Below are 25,342 nucleotides of genomic sequence, written 5' to 3'. Positions count from 1 at the left end.
GGCTACGCGGTGAGGTCCAGGGAAAAGGTGGCCCAGGCGTCAGGATTCTCGCGCAGGGTGACCTCCAGTCCTGCGAGCTCACGGCCGTCGTCGTTGTCCTTGATCTCTGCGGCCACCTTCCGGGCGATGTACTCGGCGAGGGCTTCCGTAGTGCTGAGCTTGCCCTCGAAGTCCGGGTGCTCGTCCAGGTTGCGGTAGTTCAGGCCGGCGAGCACCTCCTCGATGATGGTCCCGGCGGCGCCGATGTCCAGGACGATCGCGTCGGCATTCAGGGCGCGACGGCGGAAGGCCACCTCGGCGACGAAGGTTGCACCGTGCAGGCCCTGGGCGGGGCCGAAAGCCTCACGGGGAAGGCTGTGGGCAATCATGAAGTGGCGGCGGATGGTCAGGCTGAACATTGTTACCTCAAGTCTTTGGGGGTGTGGGTGGCTGGGCTGGGCGCGGGACTGCCGGCAGGGTATTCGACGACGTGGCACAGGGCTTCCAGGCTGCCGTCCGCCAGGCTCTGGACCACGCCAGGCAGGTCCTCGAACCGGGACGATCCCGTCAGGAACGCGTCGAAGACGGGGTCCTTTAGCAGCGATACGGCCAGGTCCAGGCGGTCCGCATTGGTGCGCCTGTGGCGCCGGGAACGCGCCACCATGCCCACCTGGCTCGCCCTGATGGACAGCCGCCGGGCGTGGAAGTCCTCCCCCAGCGGCACAGTGACCTCACGGTTGGCATACCAGGACATTTCGATGATTTCGCCTTCATCGCCGGCGAGCTGCAGGCTGCGCTCCAGGCCTTCCTGCGAGGCCGAGCAGTGGAACACGATGTCGCAGTCCGCCAGGGCGTCATCGGGGTGGGCGAAGTCCACGCCCAGGGTGTCCGCGAGCTTTTTCCTGCCCGGATCGAGGTCCACCAACTGCAGGCGCTGCAACGGGAAGGTGCGCAGCAGCGTAGCCACCATGCCGCCCACCAGGCCGGCTCCGACAACGGCAATCCGGTCGCCCAGCCGAGGCCCGGCTTCCCACAGGGCGTTGACTGCGGTTTCCACCGTGCCGGTGAGGACCGCCCGCCGGGATGGAACGCTGTCGGGAACCCTGGTTAGAGAGGTCACCGGCACCACATAGAGGTCCTGATGCGGATTCAGGCAAAAGACGCGCCGGCCCTTCCACTCCTCAGGACCTTCCTCCACGACTCCCACCGAGAGGTAGCCGAATTTCACCGGCCCTGGGAACGTTCCCTCCTGGCGTGGGGCACGCATCTCTTCCGCGACACGTGGCGGCACGGCTCCGGCGTGGACCACCATTTCGGTGCCCTTGCTGATGCCGGAGTACAGGGCACGCACCAAAGCTTCGCCCGGCCCCGGCGCGGGCACTTCTTCGGCCCTGAGCTCGCCGTGTTCCTTGGCGGTGGTCCAGTAAGCGGTTGCGTGGATCGGAGTCTGTGAATTTGTCATCTTGCTGATGAATCTAACCGGATGCGCGGTGGCGGGGAAAGTCCGACGGCGGATGGCGGGGTTTGGTGCCGCGCGGCGGCGTCCGTGCCGGCATCAAGGCGGGGCGGGTGCGGAGGGTGGCGCCGGGACGTGGACCTGCCGCAACTTGTGCGGGCGGACCGGACTGAAGACGCGGCAGTGCAGCAGCTTCGGCTTAGACGCCGAGGTGTTTAAGCAGTGCCTCTTCGAGGAGGCTTCGTTCGCCGGGCAGGAACCCGGGTGGCCACGTTGGTGGTTCCCAGTCCTGGTGTTCGCTTGTGTAGTGGCGGCCGGTGGGTGAGGTCCAGCCGGGTGGTTCGTTCGTGCTGGCCGGGGTGGGTTTCCAGGCGGTGGTGTGCCGGAGCCGGTGGTGCTTCGGGCAGGGCTGTCCCAGGTTGCTGATTCCGGTGGTGCCGCCGTGGTGCCAGGCGAGGAGATGGTCGGCCTCCGTGTCCAGGGAGGTGTTGCTGCAGCCCGGGAACGGGCATTTCCCGTCCCGCATCCGCAGCCAGGCCCGCATCGCCCTGGGAACCCGGTAACTCTTCCGGCCAATCTCCAACGGCGCCCCGTCCCGGGGATCCACCAACACCCGGTAAAACGAGCCCGCCCCGTCCGCGACCAGTCGCCGCGCCATCGACGCCGGCACCGGACCATACCCGTCCAGCATCGCCGGCTCATCGGTCAAACCCATCAGCGCGAACACCGGAACCGTAACCAGCACCTCGGCGCGGACCGGCGACGGCTGGTGGCCAGTTCCCGATGCGGCGCTGGTCCCGCTCCTGCTGGTGCTGCCGCCCCGGGTGTTGCCGCTGCCGAGGATGGCTGCGGTGAAACTGTCGGCCCGCAGCTGGGGCATGGTCCTGTCCTCGCCCGGCCCCTGCAAGCCCCGTGCGGCAGCGGTGAGCCGGTTCCATCCAGCCTGGGCCTGGTCCGCGGGCAGGTACGCGCCCAGCCACGCCATCCCGTCCCGGTCCGGCCGGAACTCCACCCGCCGCTCCGCCACACCCCTGGCGTGCCGCTTCTCGATCGATTCGGCGTGGTGGCGTTCCCGCCAGGTCCGGGCCTTGACCCGGAACCGGTGCGCCGGCAGCTCCCCGGCAGGGCAGCCGCGGGCGGCGTCCTGTGCTTCAGGGTCCAGGAAATGCGCCTCCAACGCCGCCGCCCCCACCGCATCAAGGCTCGCCGTTTCGTCGGCCAGCACTACCGCGTGCTGCCATGACAGGGTCCCGGACTGCAACGCCTCCAAAGTCCGCGGCAAGCTGCTGGTCAGGGCGTGGGAAGTGGCCAGGAACGACGCCGCCGCCCGCGGACCCAACGCCAGCACGCACCCGATCTCCGCCGCGACCGCCATCTCCTGCGCCACCACCGGCGCGTCCGGGCCCGCCACAGCATGCGCAGCCTCCGCGTACGCCACCGCAGCCTTCGCCTTCACCCCCGCAACCCGCGCCTCCACCTCCCGGGCCCCGGCAAGAATCTCCAGGCACCCATCCGCCAAACCGGCCAGCGGATCAGAAAACGCATCAGCATCCGCGAACGCCTCCAGACCCGCCCCATCCACCTCAGCCTGAAGCACAGCAAGGGCAGCACGAATCTCCTCGAACGCCCTCACCACCGCCGCTTTCCCCATAAACCCATCATGGCAAGGGGGTCCGACAATTATGATCCTGCTCCAACGCCCATCCCCCAGGCAGCGCTGGGTTGGATGAAACCCGCAATAGGCACCCACTGTGCGTCCGTTTTGGGGATGCAGGCCTTGCTCCGGTACCCTATTGAGGTTGGTGACGTGTCCGAGCGGCCGAAGGTGCAACACTCGAAATGTTGTTTGGTGTAAAAGCCAACGTGGGTTCAAATCCCACCGTCACCGCCATATAGGAAAAGGCCCTGGGCTCCCTTGTACATCAAGGAAACCAGGGCCTTTTGCTTTCCCCGGGCCATATGTCCTCAGCGGCCAAAGCGTCAGCGCGCGGGATCGATCATCGTCATGCCCGCGACCTTAACAGTGTCGAACTGCGGGAGCATGTCAGCGGCCTCGGTCAGCCCGATAACGCGTTCGATGAGCTTCTGCGGTTCCAGTGACCCCGACTCGATGAGGGCGAGCATCTGCGGGTAGTCGGCCGCAGCCATCCCGTGGCTTCCGAACACATCCAGTTCCCAGGCAATAACGCGCGCCATAGGCACGCGGGGGTGACCCTCTATGGGCGGGAGGAGGCCGATCTGGACATGCCGTCCACGGCGACGAAGGCTCAGGAGCGCGTCGGCGCACGTCTGCTCGCTGCCGACAGCATCAATGGAGACATGGGATCCTCCCGTGATCGCATGCACCTGTGCGGGGATGTCCGAGCCGTCCGCGACCAATACGTGGTCTGCGCCGAGGGAAGCGGCCACCTCCAGGGCGGCGGGGTTCCGGTCGACAGCCACAACCTTTCCGCCGAGCGCCTTCGCAACCATGACGGCGCTGAGCCCCACACCGCCTGCCCCGACGATGGTGACCCACTCATCGGCCGCAAGCCGGGCCCGGCCCGTGAGCGCCCGGTAGGCAGTGGCGAAGCGGCATCCCAGGCTGGCCGCTGCTTCGAAGCTGACCCCTTCGGGAATTGCCACGAGGTTGGTGTCGGCCGCATGGATCACAACTTGCTCGGCAAAGGAACCCCAATGGGTGAAGCCTGGCTGCTGCTGCTCCGGGCAGACCTGCGCGTTGCCGCCGAGGCACCATTCGCAGGCGCCGCAGCCTTCCACAAAGGGTGCGGTCACGCGGTCGCCAACCGTCCATCTGGTCACACCCGAACCAACCACGGCCACAACGCCGGCGAACTCATGGCCTGGAACGTGCGGCAGAGCGATGTCGTCGTGGCCTACCCATGCGTGCCAGTCACTGCGGCATAATCCGGTGGCCACGACGGTGATCACCACACCGCCGGCAGGCGCCTCCGGGGCGTCGACCTCGTGAACCGCCAGCGGCCCGGCAATGCTGTTCATGACAATCGCGCGCATAGTGTCCTCCAGGCATCGAATTCGTCCCGTCCTGTTCAGCCGGGAGTCCGGCGACATCTTCGCACGCGGCGATGGTGCATCGAAAACCCTCCCCTGTGTCCTGCCGCGAAGCCGCACATGCTGGCCAGCCACGGATGCTGCCGGGAGCATTGGCGTCACTGCCGGTCTCCGCAGGATTAGAGAATCCGCTGATACATCCGGTGGTCCTGCCACCTGCCGGCTATCCGGAGGTAGTCGGGGGCCGTTCCGTAAGCCACGAAGCCATTCTTTTCCAGCACTCTTTGCGACGCCGTGTTGTGCACCAGGGTTGCTGCCTCGAGTCGGTGAAGTCCCAATGCAGCGTGTGAAATATTGACGGCCGCCGCTACTGCCGCCGTCATAAGCCCTTTTCCTTGGGCTGTGCGGGAAATCCAGTAACCAACGTGCGCGTTCTGGAATGCGCCACGCACGATTGAGCTGAGGGTCAGCAGCCCGACGATACCGTCATGTTGTGCCAGCACCATGGGAAGTGCCGTGCCCGAATCGAGTTCAACAAGCCGCCGCTCAACCACGTCCCGCTGGCCCTGGACGGTGTAGAACTCCTCGGGCCGGACAGGCTCCCACGGGGCGAGATATGACCGGTTCTCCTGAAACGCCGCTGCCAGCGCCTCTGCGTCCGACGCCCGGACGGGACGGAGCACAACACCTTCGGCAATCACACAGGAAAAGTCCACTGCTTCACACTACGCCGAGCCCATATAGGCGCCCACGTCCAGGACGGCGTCACTGCGGGGTCGACAACGGCGGACGCCCCTGCGCTTCCGTCTCGACGCGCTTTTTGATGCCCAGGAGCATGGCGCGGTCCATGACCAGGTAGCCGGGTCGAAGAAGGAAGTCCGTCACACGAAGCCCGGCAGGGCGTCCCGGGCCCGTGCGCGTCCTGAGCAGCAGCCTGGTACCGGCAGCACCTGCATCGTGGAGGACGAACTGCCAGGTTCCTGTCACTTTTCCGGGCGGGGCACCAGGGCTTGAGTCCAGAACAAGGTGTCGGCCCTCCTCCAACTCCACCACGCGCGGCCCGCGCCGGCCGCCCGGGTAACCTTCCGGCGTGAAGGCGATGATGTCCCCCACCTGCAGGTCCTGCCACTCCGGATGAATGCGGTCCGCGTTCGTAACACCCAGGTGCAGCAATCCGTTCTCCATCGCCGTGTAGGAATACAGCCCCGCCCGGTCCACACCCATTTGCACTATCCAGGGCCACACCTGGTCGGGACGGGCGGAGACAGTGACCGCCATGGTCTGGATGTCCTCGGGATCGGGAATCAATTCGTCCCCCGGAAGGGGCATTGTTCTTTCGGGCTCCGTGGTTCCCCATGTCCCCAGGGCACGCGGCACGAGGGCGTGCGTGAGAAACCCGGCAGCGGCCGCAGCACCAAGGAATCCGGAAAGCCGGCGGCGGGAAGGGGTGGATGAATGATTCGTGCCTGTCTTCGGCCGAATGAAGGCCAGGACATCCGACGCCGTGCTGCTCATGGCACGCCTCCCTTTGGTTGAGGTGGTTCCGCGATGCCTTGCAGCCTACAAACCATCATCTGGCCGCCACAGAGTCCAAGGCCCCCCTTGCGGCCGCCCTGCAACGACTGACGTCCCAGGCAGGCAACTGCCTGGCAACCACCCATCAAGAAGTCATCAGGCAGTGCGAAGAACGTGGCGGTCTCCGGAACCCAGCCCTGGCCTTCCGGGCATGAAGGAGGCGCCACCGCTGTTGCGGCGGCGCCTCCTTCTTCAGTACCTGCTCAAAGCCGGGTGTCGAACGACCCGCAAAATACGTTCTCGTTGAACGTTCCCTGGAACGCGGACTTGCCCTGGATCTTCTCTACCGCGGCACGGATGGCTTCCCGAGTCCCGGCATGCGCGTGGATTGCCGTCTTCACCATGGGCACGTCAATCAGGTGGTTCGGCTGGTTGAGGGACACGAACACCGTGGGCACCTCCGTGACGTACCACGGGATCTCCGCGGCCATCGGCGAGGACCACTTGATCCGGATGGCGGCCTCCTGGGCGAAGCCCTTGACGTTGGCAAAGACAAACGCGGCGTCGTACTTTGCCGCGTAGTCCCCGGTGGCTTCCTCGGAGATGACGGACATGAAGTTCACCCCGGTCTCCCCCGCCGCCTCGCGCTGTTCAGCCGTCCGGTACAAGAACACTTCGAAGCCGGCGGCCTCCAGTTCCTCCTTCACCACGTCCAGGTAGGCCAGCGGATCTGCCCGCGTGAAGTCGGCACCGCCGGAAATGCCGTACAACCGGATCCGCGGATGAGTCCCGGGGGTGATGGGCAGGTTCCCTGCCGTGTCCTTGACCAGTGTGACGGTCTTGTCGGCGATCTCGGCCGCAATCGCCCGGTGCGCCTGACTGCCGATCACGGCCAGCGCCTCGGCCGGCGGCACCAACTGGTCAGCGGATTTCAGGTGCAGCCCCAAGGATGCCTTCAGTCCGAGGATCCGCCGCAGGGCGTCGTGCAGCCGCTGCTCGGTGATGACCCCGGACTTGTATCCGTCCAGCATGTACTGGAAGTCCTCGGCGGGGTTTCGGAAGAACAGGAACATGTCGCAGCCGGCCGCAATCGTTGCCGGAACCAGGTCCTTCCGCTTCATCGCCTGCGTCAGGCCCACCATCTGCGAGGCGTCGGTGAGGACCAGGCCATTGAAGCCCAGTTCGCCGCGCAGCAGGTCCTGCAGCAGTTCCGGGGACAACGTGGCCGGCAGGATCCCGGCATCAGGAAGACCCGGCCGGAAATGCCGCGAGACCTCCGGCGCCCCAATGTGGCCCACCATGATGGACTGCACGCCGTGCGCAATCATTTCCCGGTACACGTGCCCATAGGTCCGGTTCCATTCCTCGTACCCGAGGGTGTTGTAGGACGTGACCACGTGCTGGTCCCGCTCGTCGATGCCGTCGCCCGGGAAGTGCTTCATGGCGCAGGCAGTGGGTGATTCGCTGATGCCGTCGAAGTACTCCTTGGCGCGCTCCACCACCACCTCCGGCGTATTGCCGAAGGACCGTGTGGAAATGACGGTGTTCCGCCAGTTGTAGTGGATGTCCACGATCGGCGCGAAGGCCCAATTGCAGCCCAGGGCAGCCGTCTCCACGCCTGCCACCTGCCCCATCTGCCGGGCGATGTTCCTGTCCGGGTGCGAGCCTGCCTGCAGGTGCGTGGATACGAACGTGCCGTCGTCGCAGCTGCCGGCCCCGCCCATCTCCGGGTTGGAGGCAATCAGCAAGGGAATCCGGGACTTGGACTGCGCGTAGCGGATATGTTCCTGGACGGCGGCGGACGGGCCGGGCCGGTACCGCATGCCGCCCACGTGGTAGTTTTCCAGCACCCCGTCGAGGTATCCGGGCGAGTAGTCGTTGTTGTGGTTGATGAACAGCTGCCCGATCTTTTCCTCGAGCGTCATGGCACCAATGGTGCCTTCCACCCAGGCGATCGCGCCGGCGTCGAGCATGAATGGCGCTGCCGCAAGGTCGACGTCGAACTGGCGCGGCCTGGTGCCCGCGGCCCCCTTGGCAGGAGGTACGACGGCGGCAATCCCCTTGAGTGCCTCCGCCACCACGTCCTGAACGGGTACGGCGATGTCAACCACCACGCCGCGCTCGTCTTCCTGCAGAGGTTCCAGTGTGGCGAGTTGGGATTCCAGCAGCGCCGGAGGCATGAAGTGCCCGGTCCGTCCCTCGGTCCGCGCCTTCAGAACCTCCTTGCGGCCGTCCAGGTGCAGGAAGACGGTGTCCGGGGCCTGTTCCCGGATGGCGTCCCGGTAGCTTCGGCGCAGGGCAGAACACGCCAGGACCAGCCCACCGTCGCCCGCAGCCGCCAGCTTGCTGCCCACCGTTGCGAGCCATGGCCAGCGGTCCTCGTCCGTCAGCGGTGTGCCCGCAGCCATTTTCGCGACGTTCTCCACGGGGTGGAGGGAATCGCCGTCAACGAACGGGACGCCCAGTTCGCGGGCGACGAGGTCACCGATGGTGGTCTTGCCGCAGCCGGAGACGCCCATGACGATAATGCGATGTTTGATCATTGTTTGGTCCTTGCCAGTCGTGGCGGTCTTACCAGTCGTGGACGGTGCCGTCGACGAGGCGGTTGTAGGGCAGGTAGGCCTGCTGGTAGGGGTAGGCCGCGGCGGCTTCTTCGTTGAATTCGACGCCGATGCCCGGCTTGTCGCCCGGGTGCAGGTACCCATCCACAAACGTCATGGACTGCTCGAAGACCTCGTTGGTCTTGGCCGAGTGCTGCATGTACTCCTGGATCCCGTAGTTGTGGATCGCCAACCCCACGTGCAGTTGCGCCGCGAACCCCACCGGGGATATATCGGTCGGACCGTGGAAACCGGACTTGATCTGGTACTGCGCCGCGAAATCCATCACCTTCTTCAACGGGCTGATCCCACCGAAGTGCGTGGACGCCGCCCGCACATAATCAATCAACTGCTCCTTGATCAGCGTCTGGAAGTCAAACACCGTATTGAAGATCTCCCCGATCGCCAACGGCGTGGTGGTGTGCTGCCGCACCAGGCGCAGCCCCTCCTGGTTCTCCGCCGGCGTGCAGTCCTCCAGCCAGAACAAGTCATACGGCTCCAGCGCCTTGCCCAGCTTCGCCGCCTGGATCGGCGTCATCCGGTGATGCCCGTCATGCAGCAACGGGATCTCCGGGCCGAACTCGTTCCGGACCGCCTCGAAGACCGTGGGCAGGTGCCGCAGATACGCCCGGGTATCCCAGTCCTCCTCCTGCGGGAACGCACCCCGCCCGGCCGGCTCATAGTCATACCGCTCCCCCGACGCCTGCGCCTGCGCCGCAACCCCATAAACGGCCTTGATCCCCGGGATCGCCGTCTGGATCCGGATCGACTTGTACCCCAACTCCAGATGCTCCCGCACCGAATCAAACAACGACTCAATATCCGCACCCGAAGCATGCCCATACGCCCGCAACCCGTTCCGCGACGCACCACCCAGCAACTGGTACACCGGCAACCCGGCCACCTTGCCCTTGATATCCCACAACGCCATATCCACCGCAGCGATCGCCGCCATCGTCACTGGACCCCGCCGCCAATACGCACTCCGGTACAGGAACTGCCACGTATCCTCAATCCGGTGCGGATCCTTGCCAATGAGCAACTGCGCCACGTGTTCCTTCAGGTAGGCGGCGACGGCGAGCTCGCGGCCGTTCAGGGTGGCGTCGCCAATGCCCGTCACGCCCTCGTCCGTGGTGATCCGGAGGGTCACGAAGTTTCGGGTGGGGCTGGTAACGAACACTTCCGCGGCAATGATTTTCACAGCTGGTCCTTTCGGAGACGGTCGGTCGGAGGGGGCGTTGTGGCGTGGAGGAGTGTTTTCGGTGGTTAGTGGAGTTCCGCGTGGGTGGCGGCCTGCCGGCTTGTACCGGCGGCGGCTACAGCCTGGCGGGCTTTGATCTCGGCGACGATTTCCGCGTGGGCAGTGTCAGTGAGCCTGTAGAACTTCATGATGGCCATGCCCAGCCCACAGAGGACCAGGGGCACCAGTCCTGCGGCAAGCTGCAGCCCTTGGATGGTGGCCTCGCTTTGGCCGCTGTCCGACCGGACGTAGCCGGCGCTGGCAATGGCGTAGGCCATGACGGCTCCGCCCAGCGCCTGGCCCATCTTCCGGGTGAAGGAGAAGAGGGAGTAGATGATGCCTTCGGTTCGGACACCCGTACGTGCTTCGCCATACTCCACAGTGTCCGCCTCCAGTGCCCACACCACGATGTTCATCATCTGCACGCCCAGGAGGCTGATGACGAGCCCGGTAAAGGCCAGGTAGGTCAACGAGTGCGGGGCCAGCATGACCACCAGCGAACCGAGCACCACCAGGCCTCCGGCTGCCAGGTACAGGGCCTTCTTCCCCCAGCGCCGGACCATGGCCGGCGTGAGCACGATGACCACCACGGCCAGGACCACGTTGATGACGGCCATGGGCTGGGCAAGGCTGACATTCTGCAGCACGTCCCGCAGGTAGTAGACCTGGATGGTGGACAGCCCCGTGCTGGCGGTAAGCATCAGCAGGGATGAAATGCAGAGCATGAGCAGTGGACGGTTGCCCTTCAGGGTGGCCAGGGACTGCTTGAAGGTCACCTTGGGAACCTCGCGGTGGACCACTTCCCGGGTAGTGAAGACGGTCAGCAGGTAGAGCGCCATGCCCACCACTACGAAGGCAATGGTCAGCGTGGTGAAGAGTGGCTGCAGCTGCGCGGCACCCTGTTTGGTGAGCGGCGTGATGAAGAACAGCAGGCCGGAACCCACAACGAGTGAACCGCAGGAGCGGGCAGCGCCCAGTTTGGCACGCTCCGCCGGCTGCTGCGTCATGGCGCCGGCCAGCGAGCCGTACGGGATATTGACCATGGAGTATGCCAGGCCCAGGCCGGCGTAGGTCAGGTAGGCATACGCAAGCTTGCCGTCATGGCTCCAGTCCGCCGGGACGGAGAAGGTCAGGGCACTCATGATCAGCAGGGGAAGGCCACCGAAGAGGATGAAGGGGCGGAACTTGCCCAGCTTCCTGTGGAAGGTGCGGTCAACGATCCGGCCCGCGAAGATGTCCGCAAAAGCATCAAAGACGCGCACCAGGAGGAAGAGGGTGCCTGCTGCCGCCGCTGAGATACCGGCGACGTCCGTGTAGTACAGCAGGAGGTAGGTGGTGGAGAGGGTGAATGCAAGATTGTTGGCAAGATCCCCCGCGCCATAGCCGAGGATGCTGAGCTTGGTCAGACTGTTCATTTTGAGAGTCCTAACGCGTCATTGCGGTGGTGGCCAAGAGAAGAAGTGCGGGCCGCGTGGGCGCGCCGGGTGTTGCTCCGGCAGTAATACTAACGAAACGGCAAACCCAGTGGCAACCGGTTGCCAAAAATTGCCATAATTTCGTTTCACACAAAATCTGCCCGGCACGCGCACGTGCCGGGCAGATTTGACTCATGATTATTCGGAAGCGGAACGCCCGGCAGCGGTGCCGCACAGGCTTTCCACCAGTCCCACCACACCGGCATCCCCTGCCAAGGCAGGATCGACAACTGCCAGCAGCGCCTTGGTTCGCTCAGTGCCTGGCAGCCGGTTGGCGGCTGTCACGGCCTGCTCCAGAGGGTCCTGGAACGGGGAGGCGGTGGCACTGTAGTCCATCCACACGGCAATCATCAGCGCCGCCGCGGCACCGGACCGTCCGGCGGCGCGTTCAGCCTGCAGCACCGGGACAGCGCGCATCCGAAGTTTGGTACTACCGTCCATGGCGATCTGGGCCAGGTTATGGGCGATCCTCGCGTTGCTGAAACGGGCCAGGAGAGCCTGCCGGTACTCGGGTATCCGCAGGTCGGCGGGGCCGGCAAGGTTCGTTTCTGCTTCGTCCCAGAAAGCCTCCACTGCCCGCCTGCACCAGGGGTCGGCCAATGCCTCCGCGACGGTCGCATGGCCCCGCAACTGGCCCGCATAAGCCAGCAGTGAGTGTGCGCCGTTCAGCAGCCACAGTTTCCGGTTCTCGTAGGGTTCGATGTCCTGGACGAACAGGGCACCTGCGTCCTCCCATCGCGGGCGGCCCGCGGGGAAGTCCCCGCTGAGCACCCAGCTTGAAAAGGGTTCAGCCACCACCGGGGAATTGTCCACGTAACCGCAGGCTTCCCGGACGGCGGCGAGGTCCCCTTCCGTGGTCCTGGGCGTGATCCGGTCCACGGATGTGCTCACGAAGCTGACATTGCCCGTGACCCACGCGGCGAATTCGGAATCCCAGGCCCCGGCAAACCCCGCCACTGCCTGCCGTGCCACCGTGCCGTTGTTGGACAGGTTGTCGCAGCAGACAATCGCGATCGGCCCGGAACCGGCATCCCGGCGGGCGGCGAGCGCAAGCACCAGCCGTCCCAACGGCGTGGTGGGCCGTCCGCTGCCAGAACCCAGCAGCGCAAGGTCGGCGGCGACGTCGGGCGCCTTGGTGTCCAGCTTGCCGTCCGCACCCAACCCGTAGGCGGCCTCGGTGATGGTCAGCGTAACCAGGGCGGTCTCCGGTGCAGCCACGAGGGCGGCAAGCCGCTCGATGTCCGCACCGTCCAGGGCCTCCACGATGCTGCCCATGACAGTAAAGGAGTCGCCCTCGTCTGCGCGTTCCACCAGCGTGTAGAGACCATCCTGTTCAGCCAGGGCAAGGGCCGCATCCGGCCGGCGGCCAGTGAAGGCGGCGATCCCCCAACCGGCGGAATCTGATGCCTGTTGGGTGTACCAGGCCTGGTGCGAACGGTGGAAGGCGCCCAGCCCCAGGTGGACAATGCGGACCGGCGCCTTGGGCACCTGACGGAGCGTCCGGTTCAGCCGCGGAAGCTCCGCAGTGGGCGGCGTGGCCGACGGAGGGGACGTAAAGGGGGCACTCACAGCTTGAACACCCGGCGGGGCGAGGCGTCCACGATGTCCACGATCAGTTCGTGCGCCCGCTCTTCGGTGACCCGGTGCTCGGCCACGAGCCGCGCCAGGAAGGAGGCTTCGATCCGCCGGGCCGTGTCATGGCGGGCCGGGATGGAGCAAAAGGCCCGGGTGTCATCGATGAAGCCGGAGGACCGGGAGAAGCCCGCCGTCTCCGTCACGGCAGACCGGAAACGGAGCATGGCGTCCGGCGCATCCAGGAACCACCACGGCGCTCCCAGGTACACCGACGGGTAGAACCCGGCCAACGGGGCAAGTTCCCGGGAGAACACCGTCTCGTCGAGCGTGAAGAGGACCAGGTGGAAGTCCTTGGCGGTCCCGAAATCCTGCAGCAGGGGCCGGATGGCCTCGGTGTAGTTGACCGCCACAGGAATATCGTGGCCGGTATCCGCCCCGAACGCCTCGAACGTGGGGGCATGGTGGTTGCGGAAGGATCCGGGGTGGACGGTCATCACCAGGCCGTCCTCCACGGACATCCGCGCCATCTGGTAGATCATGTGCGCTTCGAAGGCTTCCCTGTCAGCTGCATCCGCCTGGCCGTTGCGCCCGCGCTCAAAAAGCCGCTCCGCCTCGGCGTCGTCCAGCTTCAGGGTGGCAGGAGTGAAAACGCCGTGGTCGGCCGAGACGGCGCCCCGCTCCACGAAATGCCTGCGCCGGGACTCAAGCGCCTTGATGTACCCGGCGTAACCCGAAGCGCCATCCCCCGCCGAAGCGATCAGGCGGTCCACGTTGTCCCGCCAGGCCGGGTGCGCCATGTTCAGGTACTGGTCGGGGCGGAAGGTGGGCAGGACGCGCCCGGCAAAGGATGGGTCCGCGTGCAGCGCGGCGTGACTGTCCAGTGAGTCCAGGGGATCATCCGTGGTGGCCAGCACCTCGATGTTGAATTCCTTGAACAGCTCGCGCGGCCGGAAGCCCGGCTCAGAGAGCTTGGCCTGCAGGGCGTCGTAAAGCCGGTCCGCGTTCTCCCGGGACGGTTCCTCCGCCAGGCCGAACACGTGGGCGAACTCCTGCCGGATCCAGTAACCGGATGCCGTTCCCTCAAAGGTGGGCCAGGCGGCACAGAAGTGGCGCCAGACCTCCCGTGACGCGGCGGGTTGGCTGCCCAGCCCCAGCTGGTCCATGGGCACCCCGCCGGCGTGGATCAGCCGGGTGACGTAGTGGTCCGGGGTGACCAGCAGGGCAGCCGGGTCCGGGAAAGGGGTGTTCTGCTCGATGACCGCAGCGTCCACGTGCCCGTGCGGGGAGATGATGGGCAGCCCTTCCACATTTGTGAACAGTGACCGTGCGATGCTCCGGACACCCGGATCAGCCGGCAGCAGCCGGTCGGGGTGTTCCGCAATCGGCGTTCCCACGGGTCATCGCCTCCCTGCGGGGACGGAAAGTCCCGCCAGCGCGGCCGCGGAGCGGAGGTAGTCAAGGTTATCTGCCGTCCGTTCAGCCAGCGGGAGTTCGGTGGAGAAGTCCTCCACCGTCACCCAGCCGTCATAGCCATGGGCCGCTAGTGCCTTGAAGTACTCCAGCACGCTGCCCTGGCCGGAACGCAGCGGGGCCCACTCGTTCCGGAAGATGGCGGCACCGGAGTCGTCGGTATTGCCGCTGTTGACCCAGACGGCGTTTTTGACGTGCACGTGGGCCAGGTAGTCTCCCAGGAGCTGGAACGCGGGGAGGTAGTCCTCCTGGCCTTCGATCAGCAGGTTGCCGAGGTCATGGATGACTCCCACGTGCCGCGGATCGAGTCCGTCCAGCAGCCGCAGCGCGGACGAGGCCGAAGCGGTGATGGTGCGGTGGTGCAGTTCCACGAGTGCCTTCACGCCGTGGTGGGCAGCCCGTTCGGCGATCCACTCGAAGTCACGGCGGGCACCGGCAAACAGCTCAGGGTACGGGGTACCGCTGGCCGGTTCGTTCCCCCAGACGGCCGTTCCCAACGGAGGGGTGGTCACCCGGACCTGCCCGGCGCCGAGCCTGGCAGTGGCGGCCAGCATCCGGTCAACGTCCGCATGGTTGTCGCACCGTGCATATCCCCCGATGCCGGAGAATTCCAGGCCCGCGCCGGATGTGAGGGCGGCAATCCGGTCCAGCTGGTCCTCCATGCCGGTGAGCGGGACGGTGGCCTTGTTGCCGGCCCAGAAGCCCGGCTCGGCAGCGTCGGCCTGGTCGGTGATCCGCCACTCAATGCCATCCCAGCCCTGCCGGGCCAGGTGCTGCACTGCTTCGTCGGGGGTCCATTCGGGGGTTGATGCGGTAAATACTGAAAACTTCATGGCTCAGGCGCTTTCTGCCGAAGTGCCGCCGGTGCGGACTTCGAGGTCGTTGTACTTGCCGGCCAGGACATCGTCGAAGAGGACGGGCTGGCCAAGCGTGGCCGAAACGTAGACGGAACGCACCGCGGCGAGTGCGTTGACGGCGTCGCTGACGGTGACGCCGGCCTGCCGCCCACCGGCGATGGCGCCCAGGATGTCCCGGTACTGCCGGACGTGGCCGGCCGGATACACGGTGGGGTCCGCGGCCTTGTAGTCCTCCTCGGGGTATTTGGCCAGTTCCTGTTCCGCCTGGTTGCCCCCGCCCTGAAGGCCCATGTCCGCGGACTCGCCGCCCGCGTCCTTGCTGTGGAAGTACTGCAGCCGGTCGTTGTCCACCACCGCCGAGCCCTCGGACCCCATGAGCTGGACGCGTACGGTCAGCCCCGGGTAGGCAGCGGTGGTGGCGTGCAGGACGGCCAGGCCGCCGTTTTCGAAGGTGATGGTGGCAACGGCGGTGTCTTCCACCTCGATGCGTTCGTGCGCAAGCCTGGCGGTGTGCGCATGGATCTCAACGGGGCGTCCCATGAACCACAGCAGCAGGTCCACCGTGTGGACGCCCTGGTTCATCAGCGCACCGCCGCCGTCCATGGCCCAGGTGCCGCGCCAGTCGCCGGAGTCGTAGTACCCCTGGCTGCGCCACCAAGCCACGGAAGCGATGGCGGACGTCAGCCGCCCGAAACGTCCTTTGGCCACAGCGTCGGCAACGGCGACGCTTGACTGGTCAAACCGGTGCTGGCTGATCACCGAGGCAACAATCCCCTTGCTGGCCGCTTCCTTGGCTGCGGCTTCGATTTCCTGGGCCCGGGTGAGGTCAACGTCGAGTGGCTTTTCGATCACCACGTGCTTACCGGCGGCCAGGACTTCCAGGCCCTGCTGGATGTGGAGGCCGCTGGGGGTGGCCAGGGACACAAGATCGATGTCCTCAGCCGCAAAGGCCTCCGCCTGCGTGCTGTACAGCGCCGGCCTCTGGCCGCCGCGCTGTTCGATAAAGTCCGCCAGGGCCTCGGCGGCGGCCGGGATGGCATCCACCAGTGCCACGATCCGTGCTTCCGGAAACGCCTCGAGGGCTACGGCGTGGGTGCGCCCGATGACGCCGCATCCGGTGATGGCTACGTTAAGGGTGCTCATGCGGTCTGGACTCCTGCTTCTGCGGTGACTTTTGCAAAGGCGCGTGCTGCGATGCCGAACGCGGTGGGGCCGGAGAAACCGCCCAGTCCGTGGGCACCGGCGAGGTGCGGCTCCAGGGAGGCGAAGCCCTGGTACCCGTCTGCCTTCAGGGCCTCCACGGTGCGGAGCACATCCCCGTCGCCTTCACCTGCCGGCACCACGTGGCCGTTTTCGAACAGTGCGTCCTTGACCTGCAGGTACTCAAGGTGCGGACGCAGTTTGGCGTATCCCTCATCGAAGGGCTTGACCCCCACCTGGACGAAGTTCGCGGCATCCCATGCCACCTTCAGCGCGGGCGAGTTGACCGTTTCGATGATGTCCAGGACGCGGTCTGGTACGTCGCCGAAAATGTCTTTCTCGTTCTCGTGCAGCAGGATCACGCCCGCTTCCTCAGCCACATCGGCGAGCGCCCGCATGCGTTCGATGACGGCATCGCGGATGGACTCCACCTGTACGGACTCGCCGTAGTAGAAGGAGAAGATGCGGATGTACCTGGCGTCCAGGACCTTGGCGGCGTTGACCGCCCGGCGCAGCCGTTCCACTTCGTGCTCCACCGGCAGGCTGACGTCCACCTTGCCAATGGGGGAAGCGACGGCGGAGACCTTCATGCCCTTCTCCGCCAGCAGGGATGCCAGGGACTGGAGCTGTTCATTGCTCAGGTCCACGATGTTGGTGCCCCAGGCGCTGCGGACTTCAATGTGGTTGGCGCCGAGGGCCTGCAGCACTGCTATCTGGACCGCTGGGTCGTCGTCGATCTCGTCGCCGAAGCCTGACAGCTGCCACGTGACCTGGGTGGTCGAAACCATGGTTATTTAACTCCTCCGGCGGTGAGCCCGCCTACTAGGTAACGCTGGAAAATCAGGTAAAGAATGACCACAGGAGCGGCGCAAACCAATGCCGCCGCCATCATCTGGCCGTAGAACGGAATGGCGCCGCCTTCCTGCGAAGCACCAAAGATTTGGAGTGCGACGGCGGCCGTCTGGCTTTCCGGGCGGGTCATCACCGAGGCGAACAACACGTCATTCCAGCCCAGCAGGAAGGCGAAGATGCCCGAAACCACGATGCCGGGCCAGCTCAGCGGAAGGATGATCCGGAACAGGACGCCAAGGTGGGACGCGCCGTCGATCCGTGCTGCTTCTTCAAGTTCCTTGGGAAGCCCGCGAAGGTAGGTGACCATCACCCAGGTGGAGAACGGCATGGCGAAGGTGAGGTAGGTCACGAACAGGCCCCACTGGGTTCCGATCACCTGTATGCCGAGGTAGGTTGCCGCCGAGGAAAACAGGACGAAGACCGGCAGCACCATGAGGGTTCCGGGCACCGACTGCAGTGCCAGCAGCCCGCGGAGGATGGTCAGCCTGCCGCGGAAGCTGTAGCGGACCAGGACGAACGCAGTGGAGATGGACATCGCTGCGGAGACCACCGCGGTTGCTCCCGCCACCAGGACGCTGTTGGTGAGGCCGGTGGCCAGGCCAACGCTGGTCCAAATCTTCGAGTAGTTATCGAATGTGACTGAGGACGGCCAGAACTCGCCATTGGCCACCCCGATGTCCGAGTTCACCGAAGCCAGGAAGATGTACAGCACAGGGATCAGGACAAGTGCGCCGAGGAATACCAGGATGATGACCAGCAGGGGGCCCGGAAGGAGCCGGAGCACCTCATGTTGGCGGTGCGAGCCCGGACGGTCAACATCAACGGTTGACGCACTCCGCCGGGTGGCTGTCGTGGTGCTCATTTCTTCGCTCCTGGTGTTTCGGCGTCGTCAAGCTTGACGGCACGGAGGTAGACGAACAGCGGAATGGCGATCAGCACCAGGGAAATGAAGGCCATTGCGGCGCTGAGTCCAAAGCGGAAGCTCTGGAAGCTGGTGACGTAGGTCAGGATGGGGAGGACTTCGACGTCGGCCGGCGCAGGGACGCCGAACAGCACGAACGGGAGGGTGAAGTTGTTGATGTGGTGCAGCATCCCGATCAGGAAGGCCAGAGCCAGCGGGCCCTTCAAGTACGGGAACACCACGTACCGGAGCTTGTTCCACCACAGCGCACCGTCGAGTGCCGACGCTTCGTGCACCTCATGGTCCACCGACTGCAGGCCGGACAGGGCCAGCAGGTAGATGAACGGCCACGATGCCCAGATCTGGACCAGTACCAGCGTCCAAAAGGTCTGCGGGCCGTTGAGCCACAGCCCCACGTGGATCCCCACGGTGGCCAAGGCCTCGTCCACGATCCCGCCGGGCTGGAGCATGGTGCGCCAGACGGTGGCCACCACGAAGGATGGGAGGACGTACGGGATGAGGAAGACCGAGCGGATCACTGCCCGGCCCTTGAACGCGTTCTGCGTGGCCACCGCGGCGGCGATGCCCAGCGGCAGCGTCACCACCATGGCCAGCAGCGAGTAGCTGACACTGAGCCAGACGGCGTGCAGCAAGGGCGATGCCGTCACCGCTTCAACGAAGTTTTCGGCTCCGATGAGCGGCGCACTGATCCATTTCCGCAGGGTGTACTGGTCCAGGTTGAGGACGGACATGTAGATGCCCAGCAGCAGCGGGACCACGATGATGATGATCATCAGGACCCCACCCGGGATCAGCATCCAGAGCGGCCGGTTGCGTTCGCTCATTCCCTTGCGGCGTAGGCCGCCCCGGTGGCCGGGCTGTTGCCCGGCGTCGTGTGAATCGCGGGGCGCCCGGCCCGCGGCGGAATCCACCGCAGGCCGGACTTCATGAGAGGCGTCGGTTGACATCAGAACCTATCCTTTGGAGGCCCGGTCCAGGGAAGCCTGGCCCTTGTTCTGGGCGTCCTTGATCCTTTGTTCGAGTGCTGACTCGTCCACCTTGCCCGCGGCCAGGTCGGGGATCGACTGCACGGTGACGTTGAGGAGGCCGAGCTGGATATCGCCCCAGGCGCCAGTGAACGGTGTGGCCTTGGACTTGGCGGCGGCGTCAGCCACCGGCTTGAGCTTGGGGTCTGTCAGAGCGGCCAGGGCTTCGGCGTTTGCAGGCAGGTCGCCGAAGGTCTTCTGGTAGTTCAACTGCTCGTCCTTGGAAGTGATCAGTTTGATGTAGGCGAAGGCAAGGTCCTTCTGCTTGGAGTAATCAGCCACCACCAGGTTGTCGCCCGAGAGGATGCTGGCGGCCTCGCCATCGGACTTGGACTGCGTCTCGCCCGGTGCGACCGTGGGCATCAGGGCGTACTCGTACTTCCCGGCAACTGCGGACTTGTCCAGGGTGGGGATGGAGCTGGAAGTGGTCATCATCAGGTAGCCGGCCTTGCCGCTGGCGAAGGCCGCCACGGCGTTGCTGTTGCTCCAGCCGACGGAAGCAGGGTCAACGACCTTGTCCTGGGTCAACCAGCCGAAGTACGTCTGGTAGGCCTTCTTGACGGTGGGGTCGTCCATCTTGAGCTTGTTACCGTCGACCAACGGGTTTCCAGCCTGGACGGCCATGGCCCAGATGAACTTCCAGGGGTCATAGTTGTCCTTGTAGCCCGTGGCGATGCCATAGGTATCAGCCTTGGTCATCTTCTTGGCCTGGGCTGCGAGCTCGTCCCAGCTGGTTGCGGGCTTGTCAATGCCGGCCGCGGCGAGCAGGTCCTTGTTGTACGCCATCACGAACGGGCGGCTGACGAAGGGGATGCCGGCCTGGTGGTCCTTGTCCGGGCCGGAAATACCGAGGGCAGCCTGGTTGAAGCGGTCCTTGCCGCCAACCTTCTTCCAGTCGTCATCCGAGAGGGTGACGAAGGCCTTGGTGGCATAGGCCGTGGGGGTGAAGGTGGTGCCGAGTCCGTAGACATCCGGCCCCTGGCCGGAGACCACGGAAGTCTGGATGCGGGTGAGCTCGTCGTTGGCCGAGGCGAAGGTTTCAAACTTCACGTCGGCCCCGGTTTCAGCCTTGAACTTGGCTGCAATATCGCTCTGCCACTGTTTCTGCTGCTCGGGGTATTGGCTGAGAACGCCAGTCAGGACGTTCAGCGTCTTGCCCGTCCCGTCCACTTTGCCGTCCGCATTCGTGGACCCTCCCCCACCAGTCCCGGAACCCGAACCGCAACCGGTCAGGGCCAGTGCTGCAGCCGTAACAATCGCCGCAAGCCCAGTAGTCGATTTAAACCTCATTGTTTTTCTCCTCTAGGACACCCACATGGCCACATCCGTCCTGTGGCGGAAATCACTGCAGGCGACTCGAATGCCAGTCTAGGAAGGATGCAACAACTCCGGCAAGCGGTTGCCAAAAGTTGCCAAAAATGGTGGGATTAAGGCACAGAGTCAGGGGCCTCGCCGGCGTTAATTGTCGACGGCGGTTCGTCCAGCCAGCGAGGAAAGGTCCAGCGTCATGGCTGATCTACCCGTCGAAGCCACCACGCGCGGTGCGCTAGACCTTAACGCCAGTGCAAACCGGCCGCCCACCATCCGCGACGTGGCTGAACTGGCCGGAGTGGCCACCTCCACGGTGTCACGTGCCCTGTCGCGGCCGGACCGGGTCAATGCGAGGACCCGGCAGCGGATCGAAGAGGCAGCCGCGGAGCTGAACTACGTGCCGAGCTCCCAGGCGCGGGGACTCAGTTCGGGGCGCACCAACGCCGTGGCGGTGCTGGTGCCCGATATCACCAACCCGTTCTATTTCGACATCATCCGGGGCACGCAGCACCAGCTCAAGGCAGCTGGTTACACACAGCTGCTGGTGGACACTGAAGAATCCAACGAGGTGGAACTCGATGCATTGCACAAGATGCGCAAATCCGCCGACGGTTTCATTCTCGCTGCCTCCCGCCTGACGGACGCCCAGCTGGCGGAGGTCTCGCGGACGCAGCCCCTGGTCACCTTCAACCGCGCATCCACCAGCGCTCCCACGGTCATGATCGATACGCCGTCGGCCATCATCCAGGCCCTGGAACACCTGGCCTCCCTGGGCCACCACAAGGTCTGCTACGTCGCCGGACCACCCACGTCGTGGTCAAACCAGATGCGGTGGAAGGTCTTCGAGGAGGACGCGAAACGGCGCGGTATGGAGGTCCACCGGATCGGGCCCTACACCCCGAAGACGACGTCGGGGGCTGCCGCGGCGGACGCGGCGGTCAGGACGGGTGCCACTGCCTGCATCGTCTTCAACGACCTGTTGGCCATCGGCATGCTCCAGCGCCTCCAGGCCCGCGGCATCCGCGTCCCGGAGGACATGAGCATCATCGGGTCCGATGACATCTTCGGCGCGGACTTCTGCAACCCGCCCCTGACCACCATTTCAAGTCCCATCGAACAGGCCGGCCGGGTGGCGGTGTCCATGCTGCTGGCCCAGCTCAACCCGCTGGCGGGAAGAGCCGCCCGGCAGCTGGCGGTCATGCCCACCCACTTGACTATCCGGGAGTCCACAGGCCCTGCACGACTATAGGAAGGCGAGGCTCATTTCCCCCCCGGACGTCCGCGGCGGGCGATGGCGTCAACGACTTCCTGTCTGGAAAGGCCCCGCTGGCGCGGGTCCAGGTGGGGGCCGCTCCGGCGGGCGTACGACGGCGGGAGCCACCCGCCGTCGTACGCCCGCCCTGGAAAATCAGTGCTTAGGCTTCCACCAGCCTGGACCCCGCCGGAACCCCGGCCGGAACCTCCGCGGGAACACCGGGCTCACCGCGCCCGTACAACCAGTCGTTGTACTGGAAGTTGTTGTCGCCGCGGCTCTTGAACAGCATGTTCCGCAGGATGCGTGCCACGCCGCCCACGTGCCAGGACTCGCCCCAGATCCGGGCGGTGCGCTGCACTCGGGCCGTCCGCGCGGCGCGGGCTTCGTTGAACTCGCGGAAGGCAGCTTCCCAGGCGCCGGCGTCGATGCCCTCGGGCGTGAAGACCTTTTCGCGGGCCACGTCCTGCAGGACTGCCGCGTCCTCCAGCGCCTGGCAGGCACCCTGGGCCAGGTACTGCAGCATCGGGTGGGCGGCGTCGCCGATGAGTGCCATGCGGCCGGAAACCCAGTTCTCGATGGGGTCGCGGTCGTACATGGGCCAGCGGATGCCGGTGGCCAGGTTCTTCAGGGCTTCCTGCACGGCGGGGACGCAGTCCTTATAGGCTGCCTCGAGCTCGTCCACGCCGCCGTACTGCTCTTCGCCGCGCTCGAAGGACGGGGACTTGAACACCGCCACGGTGTTGAGCAGCTGGCCCTTGCGCAGCGGGTACTGGACCAGGTGGCAGTCCGGTCCCAGGTAGACGATGACGTCCTCCAGGTCCGCGGCCGGGGTCTCCTCGGTGATGGGCACGGTTCCGCGGTACGCCACGTAGGCCGAATTCACCGGACCGTCATTGGCAACGGTGCCGCGCAAGGTGGACTTGAGCCCGTCCGCAGCCAGGATGGCGTCGGCTTCGAAGACCTCGCCCTTGGCGGCGTAAGCGCGGGCCCGGTCGCCGTCGGTTTCCACCTTCTGCACCAGGACGTCGTTCACCAGGGTGACGCCGGCTTCCTGGCAGGCTTCGAGCAGGATCCGGTGCAGGTCGCTGCGGTGGATGACGACGTAGGGGGCGCCGTAGCGCTCCTCGAACTCACCGCCCAGGGTCTGGCGGGTCAGCTCCTCGCCGGTGATGGCGTCGCGGAACACCAGGTGCTTGGGCTGGACGCCAATTTCCAGCGCCTTCTCCAGCAGGCCCCAGCGCTTCAGGACGCGGGATGCGTTGGGGGCCATCTGCAGGCCCGCACCCACTTCACCGAAGGCCGGTGCCACTTCAACCAGGGTGACGTCGGCGCCGTTTTCGCGAAGCGCCAGCGCTCCGGCAAGCCCGGCCATGCCGCCGCCCACCACGAGGACGTCGGTGGACGCTTTGACGTTAGACATTGGAAACTCCTACTGCTGTTGATTTCTTGATTTTGATGCCGACTGCTGCGAGCAGGACTGCTGCTGCGGCGGCTGCTCCGGCAAACGCCAGGAAGTTTGAGTTGACGCCCAGGCCCGCTGCGAGCAGGAGCCCGCCGGCCTGCGGTGCGGCCACTGCCCCGATGCGGCCCACGCCGAGTGCCCAGCCAAGGGCAGTACCGCGGAGGTGTGCCGGATAGTGGCTGGCCACGGCCGCGATAATCAGGCACTGGGTGCCGTGCGTTCCCACGCCGGCAAGCACCAGCATGAAATAGACGACGGCGACGGGCGGCCCGGACACCAGGACCACCAGGGCGACGGCGGCCACCGCCGCTGCCGCAATCGCCGTGGGAATGGGCCCGAACCTTGTGCCGGCCCAGGCGGTCAGTACCGAGCCAGCCACGGCGCCCAGGTTGAGCGCCAGCGCGAACGTCAGGGCGGAGCCAAGGTTGTACCCGGCCAGCTGCATCAGGTTGGGCAGCCAGGTGCCCAGCCCGTACCAGGCGAACAGGGTCACCAGGGTGCCGATGGCAAACAGCAGGCTGGTGCCGAGGTAAGGCGCCCGGAGCAGGGAGCCGAATCCCACGGACTCCTTCGGGGTGCTGCCGCCGGTTGTCTTGGGTGCTAGTGTTTCCGGCAGGTAGCGGAACCCCAGCGGGATCACTACCACCAGGGCGACGACGGCCACGAGGAACATGATGGGCCAGCCGAAGGCCGGAATCAGCGGAATGCCCACCAGCGCGGCGAGGGAGCCGCCGATGGGAACGCCGGACATCATCAGGGTGGCGATGGTTGACCGCCATTTTTCCGGCACGAGTTCGGCCACCAAAGCGTTGGCTGAGGGCACCAGGCCCCCCAGTCCGATGCCGGCCAGCAGGCGGAGGCCGCCGAAGACCGGCGCATTGGGGGCAAAGGCGCAAAGGATGGTGAACGCGGAAAACACGATGGCGCAGCCGATGATGGTGCGCCGCCGGCCCCAGGTATCGGACATACGGCCGGCGAAGACCGCTCCGATCATCATGCCGACAAAGGCCATGGACCCGATGGTCCCGGCCGTGGCCTTGGTCAGGCCCCAGCCGGTGTCGCTGATGAGTGAGCCCTGGACGGTGCCGTAGACGATCAGGTCGTAGCCGTCGAAAACGACCAGCAGCCAGCACACCAGGACGGCAAGTACGGAACGCCGGGGGAACCCGGAAAGGCCTGCGCCCGAGGTGGGGGCGGCCATGCGCTGCGGCGCTGCAGCGGAAGTTGTGTGATTCATCCCACCACTGTGCTGGCAGTCATACCAGCGCGCCCATATTATTCTGTCATGCAGAATCTTCCTGCCCGGCGGAAGCCCACCTACTCCATCGAAGCGGTGGATAACGCCCTGCAGCTCCTCCAGCTCCTGCGGGACGTCGGCAGCCTGCGGCTCAAGGACGCTGCGGCGGAGCTCGGCGTTGCGCCGTCCACGGCACACCGGCTCCTGGCCATGCTGGTGTACCGGGGCTTCGCGGTCCAGGATGAAACGCGCCGGTATGTGCCGGGCCCCGCGATGGGCGCCGGCCCGGCGGGCTTGAGCTGGACACGCCAGCTGCGGGACATCTCCCGGCCACACATGGAACTGCTGTGCGCGCGCACCAACGAGACCGTCAACCTCATGATCCGGGTGGGCACAAAAGTCCGCTTTTTGGACACGGTGGAAAGCACCAACATCCTGCGCGTCGGGGACCGGCAGGGGACCCTGCTCCCCGCGCATAAAGCCTCGGGCGGGAAGGCCATCCTGGCGGAGCTCGATCCCGCCGTGCTGGAGCAGCTGTTCCGCAGCCCCAACGCGGAACTGGGCGGCGACTACATCCCGGACGCCGACTACCCCGCGTTCCTGCGCGAGCTTGAGTCCGTCCGCGCCAACGGATTTGCCGCCAACTTCGAGGGTACCGAGGAGGGCATCAGCGCCTTTGGGATGGCCCTGCACAACGGCAAGGGCATGGTGGTGGGCGCCCTGAGCGTGGCCACTCCCGTGGCACGGTTCCGGCCCCTGTTCGACGCCGGGCTGGTGGGCGTCATGATGGAGACCCGGCGCCAGCTGGAAATAGACATCGCGGCCAATCCGGCGGACGGGGCAGCCGGAAGCTGACCGGCAGGGCCGAAGGAATTCTGCATGCCAGAATATGCTGGGGA

Annotated in this window: 21 protein-coding genes and 1 tRNA gene; 3 read left to right on the top strand and 19 right to left on the bottom strand. The window is 65.8% G+C overall.

Features of this window, described 5'->3' with window-relative positions; translation table 11 throughout:
• Window positions 1–2: 2 nt before the first annotated feature.
• The 3 genes from ACEN9K_RS04410 to ACEN9K_RS04400 form a co-directional block, all read right to left on the bottom strand.
• On the bottom strand, window positions 3–398 hold the full coding sequence (locus tag ACEN9K_RS04410) for a 6-pyruvoyl trahydropterin synthase family protein (RefSeq protein WP_018771245.1): 396 nt from the start codon (window positions 396–398) through the stop codon (window positions 3–5).
• Window positions 399–400: 2 nt separating this feature from the next.
• Complete coding sequence (locus tag ACEN9K_RS04405; RefSeq protein WP_056389314.1) at window positions 401–1,441, bottom strand: zinc-dependent alcohol dehydrogenase; 1,041 nt, start codon at window positions 1,439–1,441, stop codon at window positions 401–403.
• A gap of 193 nt (window positions 1,442–1,634) precedes the next feature.
• A complete protein-coding gene (locus tag ACEN9K_RS04400) occupies window positions 1,635–3,086 on the bottom strand; it encodes an HNH endonuclease signature motif containing protein (protein WP_495635238.1) in 1,452 nt (483 codons plus the stop codon).
• Between the two features lie 150 nt (window positions 3,087–3,236).
• Between ACEN9K_RS04400 and ACEN9K_RS04395 the strand changes: the two genes are divergently transcribed.
• Window positions 3,237–3,326 (top strand) — tRNA-Ser (locus ACEN9K_RS04395).
• 89 nt (window positions 3,327–3,415) lie between these two features.
• On the opposite strand, the gene ACEN9K_RS04390 is transcribed toward ACEN9K_RS04395, so the two are convergent.
• The 14 genes from ACEN9K_RS04390 to ACEN9K_RS04325 form a co-directional block, all read right to left on the bottom strand.
• The gene (locus tag ACEN9K_RS04390) at window positions 3,416–4,450 is read right to left on the bottom strand and encodes a zinc-binding dehydrogenase (RefSeq protein WP_056392115.1); all 1,035 of its coding nucleotides are present in this window, start codon (window positions 4,448–4,450) and stop codon (window positions 3,416–3,418) included.
• A gap of 176 nt (window positions 4,451–4,626) precedes the next feature.
• Entirely contained in the window at window positions 4,627–5,148 is a 522-nt protein-coding gene (locus ACEN9K_RS04385; protein ID WP_495635237.1) for a GNAT family N-acetyltransferase, read from the bottom strand.
• A 64-nt stretch (window positions 5,149–5,212) separates the two neighbouring features.
• Window positions 5,213–5,962, bottom strand: coding sequence for an SRPBCC family protein (locus ACEN9K_RS04380; protein ID WP_223993808.1), 750 nt, complete (start codon window positions 5,960–5,962; stop codon window positions 5,213–5,215).
• A 263-nt stretch (window positions 5,963–6,225) separates the two neighbouring features.
• Entirely contained in the window at window positions 6,226–8,505 is a 2,280-nt protein-coding gene (locus ACEN9K_RS04375) for a gluconokinase, GntK/IdnK-type (RefSeq protein ID WP_495635236.1), read from the bottom strand.
• Window positions 8,506–8,533: 28 nt separating this feature from the next.
• Complete coding sequence (manD, locus tag ACEN9K_RS04370) at window positions 8,534–9,763, bottom strand: D-mannonate dehydratase ManD (RefSeq protein WP_223993805.1); 1,230 nt, start codon at window positions 9,761–9,763, stop codon at window positions 8,534–8,536.
• A gap of 65 nt (window positions 9,764–9,828) precedes the next feature.
• Window positions 9,829–11,217, bottom strand: a complete 1,389-nt coding sequence (gene uidB, locus ACEN9K_RS04365; protein ID WP_495635235.1) for a glucuronide transporter — start codon at window positions 11,215–11,217, stop codon at window positions 9,829–9,831.
• Between the two features lie 198 nt (window positions 11,218–11,415).
• Window positions 11,416–12,765, bottom strand: a complete 1,350-nt coding sequence (locus ACEN9K_RS04360; protein ID WP_261377428.1) for a mannitol dehydrogenase family protein — start codon at window positions 12,763–12,765, stop codon at window positions 11,416–11,418.
• A 77-nt stretch (window positions 12,766–12,842) separates the two neighbouring features.
• Complete coding sequence (gene uxaC / locus ACEN9K_RS04355; protein WP_495635234.1) at window positions 12,843–14,246, bottom strand: glucuronate isomerase; 1,404 nt, start codon at window positions 14,244–14,246, stop codon at window positions 12,843–12,845.
• A gap of 3 nt (window positions 14,247–14,249) precedes the next feature.
• The gene (locus ACEN9K_RS04350) at window positions 14,250–15,155 is read right to left on the bottom strand and encodes a sugar phosphate isomerase/epimerase family protein (RefSeq protein WP_018772182.1); all 906 of its coding nucleotides are present in this window, start codon (window positions 15,153–15,155) and stop codon (window positions 14,250–14,252) included.
• A 3-nt stretch (window positions 15,156–15,158) separates the two neighbouring features.
• Window positions 15,159–16,322 carry a Gfo/Idh/MocA family protein gene (locus ACEN9K_RS04345; protein WP_134165124.1) on the bottom strand — a complete coding sequence of 388 codons (1,164 nt, stop codon included), beginning with the start codon at window positions 16,320–16,322 and terminating at the stop codon, window positions 15,159–15,161.
• Window positions 16,319–17,167, bottom strand: a complete 849-nt coding sequence (locus ACEN9K_RS04340; RefSeq protein ID WP_495635233.1) for a sugar phosphate isomerase/epimerase family protein — start codon at window positions 17,165–17,167, stop codon at window positions 16,319–16,321. The genes ACEN9K_RS04345 and ACEN9K_RS04340 overlap by 4 nt, the downstream gene beginning before the upstream one ends.
• Window positions 17,168–17,169: 2 nt before the next feature.
• The gene (locus ACEN9K_RS04335; protein WP_018772179.1) at window positions 17,170–18,093 is read right to left on the bottom strand and encodes a carbohydrate ABC transporter permease; all 924 of its coding nucleotides are present in this window, start codon (window positions 18,091–18,093) and stop codon (window positions 17,170–17,172) included.
• The gene (locus tag ACEN9K_RS04330; RefSeq protein WP_495635232.1) at window positions 18,090–19,100 is read right to left on the bottom strand and encodes a carbohydrate ABC transporter permease; all 1,011 of its coding nucleotides are present in this window, start codon (window positions 19,098–19,100) and stop codon (window positions 18,090–18,092) included. Before ACEN9K_RS04330 ends, ACEN9K_RS04335 begins: the two co-directional genes overlap by 4 nt.
• 6 nt (window positions 19,101–19,106) lie before the next feature.
• Window positions 19,107–20,468 carry an ABC transporter substrate-binding protein gene (locus ACEN9K_RS04325; RefSeq protein WP_026266211.1) on the bottom strand — a complete coding sequence of 454 codons (1,362 nt, stop codon included), beginning with the start codon at window positions 20,466–20,468 and terminating at the stop codon, window positions 19,107–19,109.
• A 217-nt stretch (window positions 20,469–20,685) separates the two neighbouring features.
• Here ACEN9K_RS04325 and ACEN9K_RS04320 point away from each other — a divergent pair, with 217 nt between their 5' ends.
• The gene (locus ACEN9K_RS04320; RefSeq protein WP_223993796.1) at window positions 20,686–21,738 is read left to right on the top strand and encodes a LacI family DNA-binding transcriptional regulator; all 1,053 of its coding nucleotides are present in this window, start codon (window positions 20,686–20,688) and stop codon (window positions 21,736–21,738) included.
• 166 nt (window positions 21,739–21,904) lie between these two features.
• Here ACEN9K_RS04320 and ACEN9K_RS04315 read toward each other — a convergent pair whose 3' ends face one another.
• Window positions 21,905–23,164 (bottom strand): FAD-dependent oxidoreductase, encoded by a 1,260-nt coding sequence (locus ACEN9K_RS04315; RefSeq protein ID WP_056391235.1) that lies wholly within the window; start codon window positions 23,162–23,164, stop codon window positions 21,905–21,907.
• Window positions 23,157–24,443, bottom strand: coding sequence for an MFS transporter (locus ACEN9K_RS04310; protein ID WP_056391238.1), 1,287 nt, complete (start codon window positions 24,441–24,443; stop codon window positions 23,157–23,159). Before ACEN9K_RS04310 ends, ACEN9K_RS04315 begins: the two co-directional genes overlap by 8 nt.
• A gap of 48 nt (window positions 24,444–24,491) precedes the next feature.
• Here ACEN9K_RS04310 and ACEN9K_RS04305 point away from each other — a divergent pair, with 48 nt between their 5' ends.
• Window positions 24,492–25,298: an IclR family transcriptional regulator gene (locus ACEN9K_RS04305; RefSeq protein WP_018772173.1), complete on the top strand. Its 807-nt coding sequence runs from the start codon at window positions 24,492–24,494 to the stop codon at window positions 25,296–25,298.
• Window positions 25,299–25,342 lie beyond the last annotated feature (44 nt).

The organism is Pseudarthrobacter sp. Pseusp20 (assembly GCF_059492155.1).
This window is presented reverse-complemented; position numbering and strand designations above follow the sequence as displayed.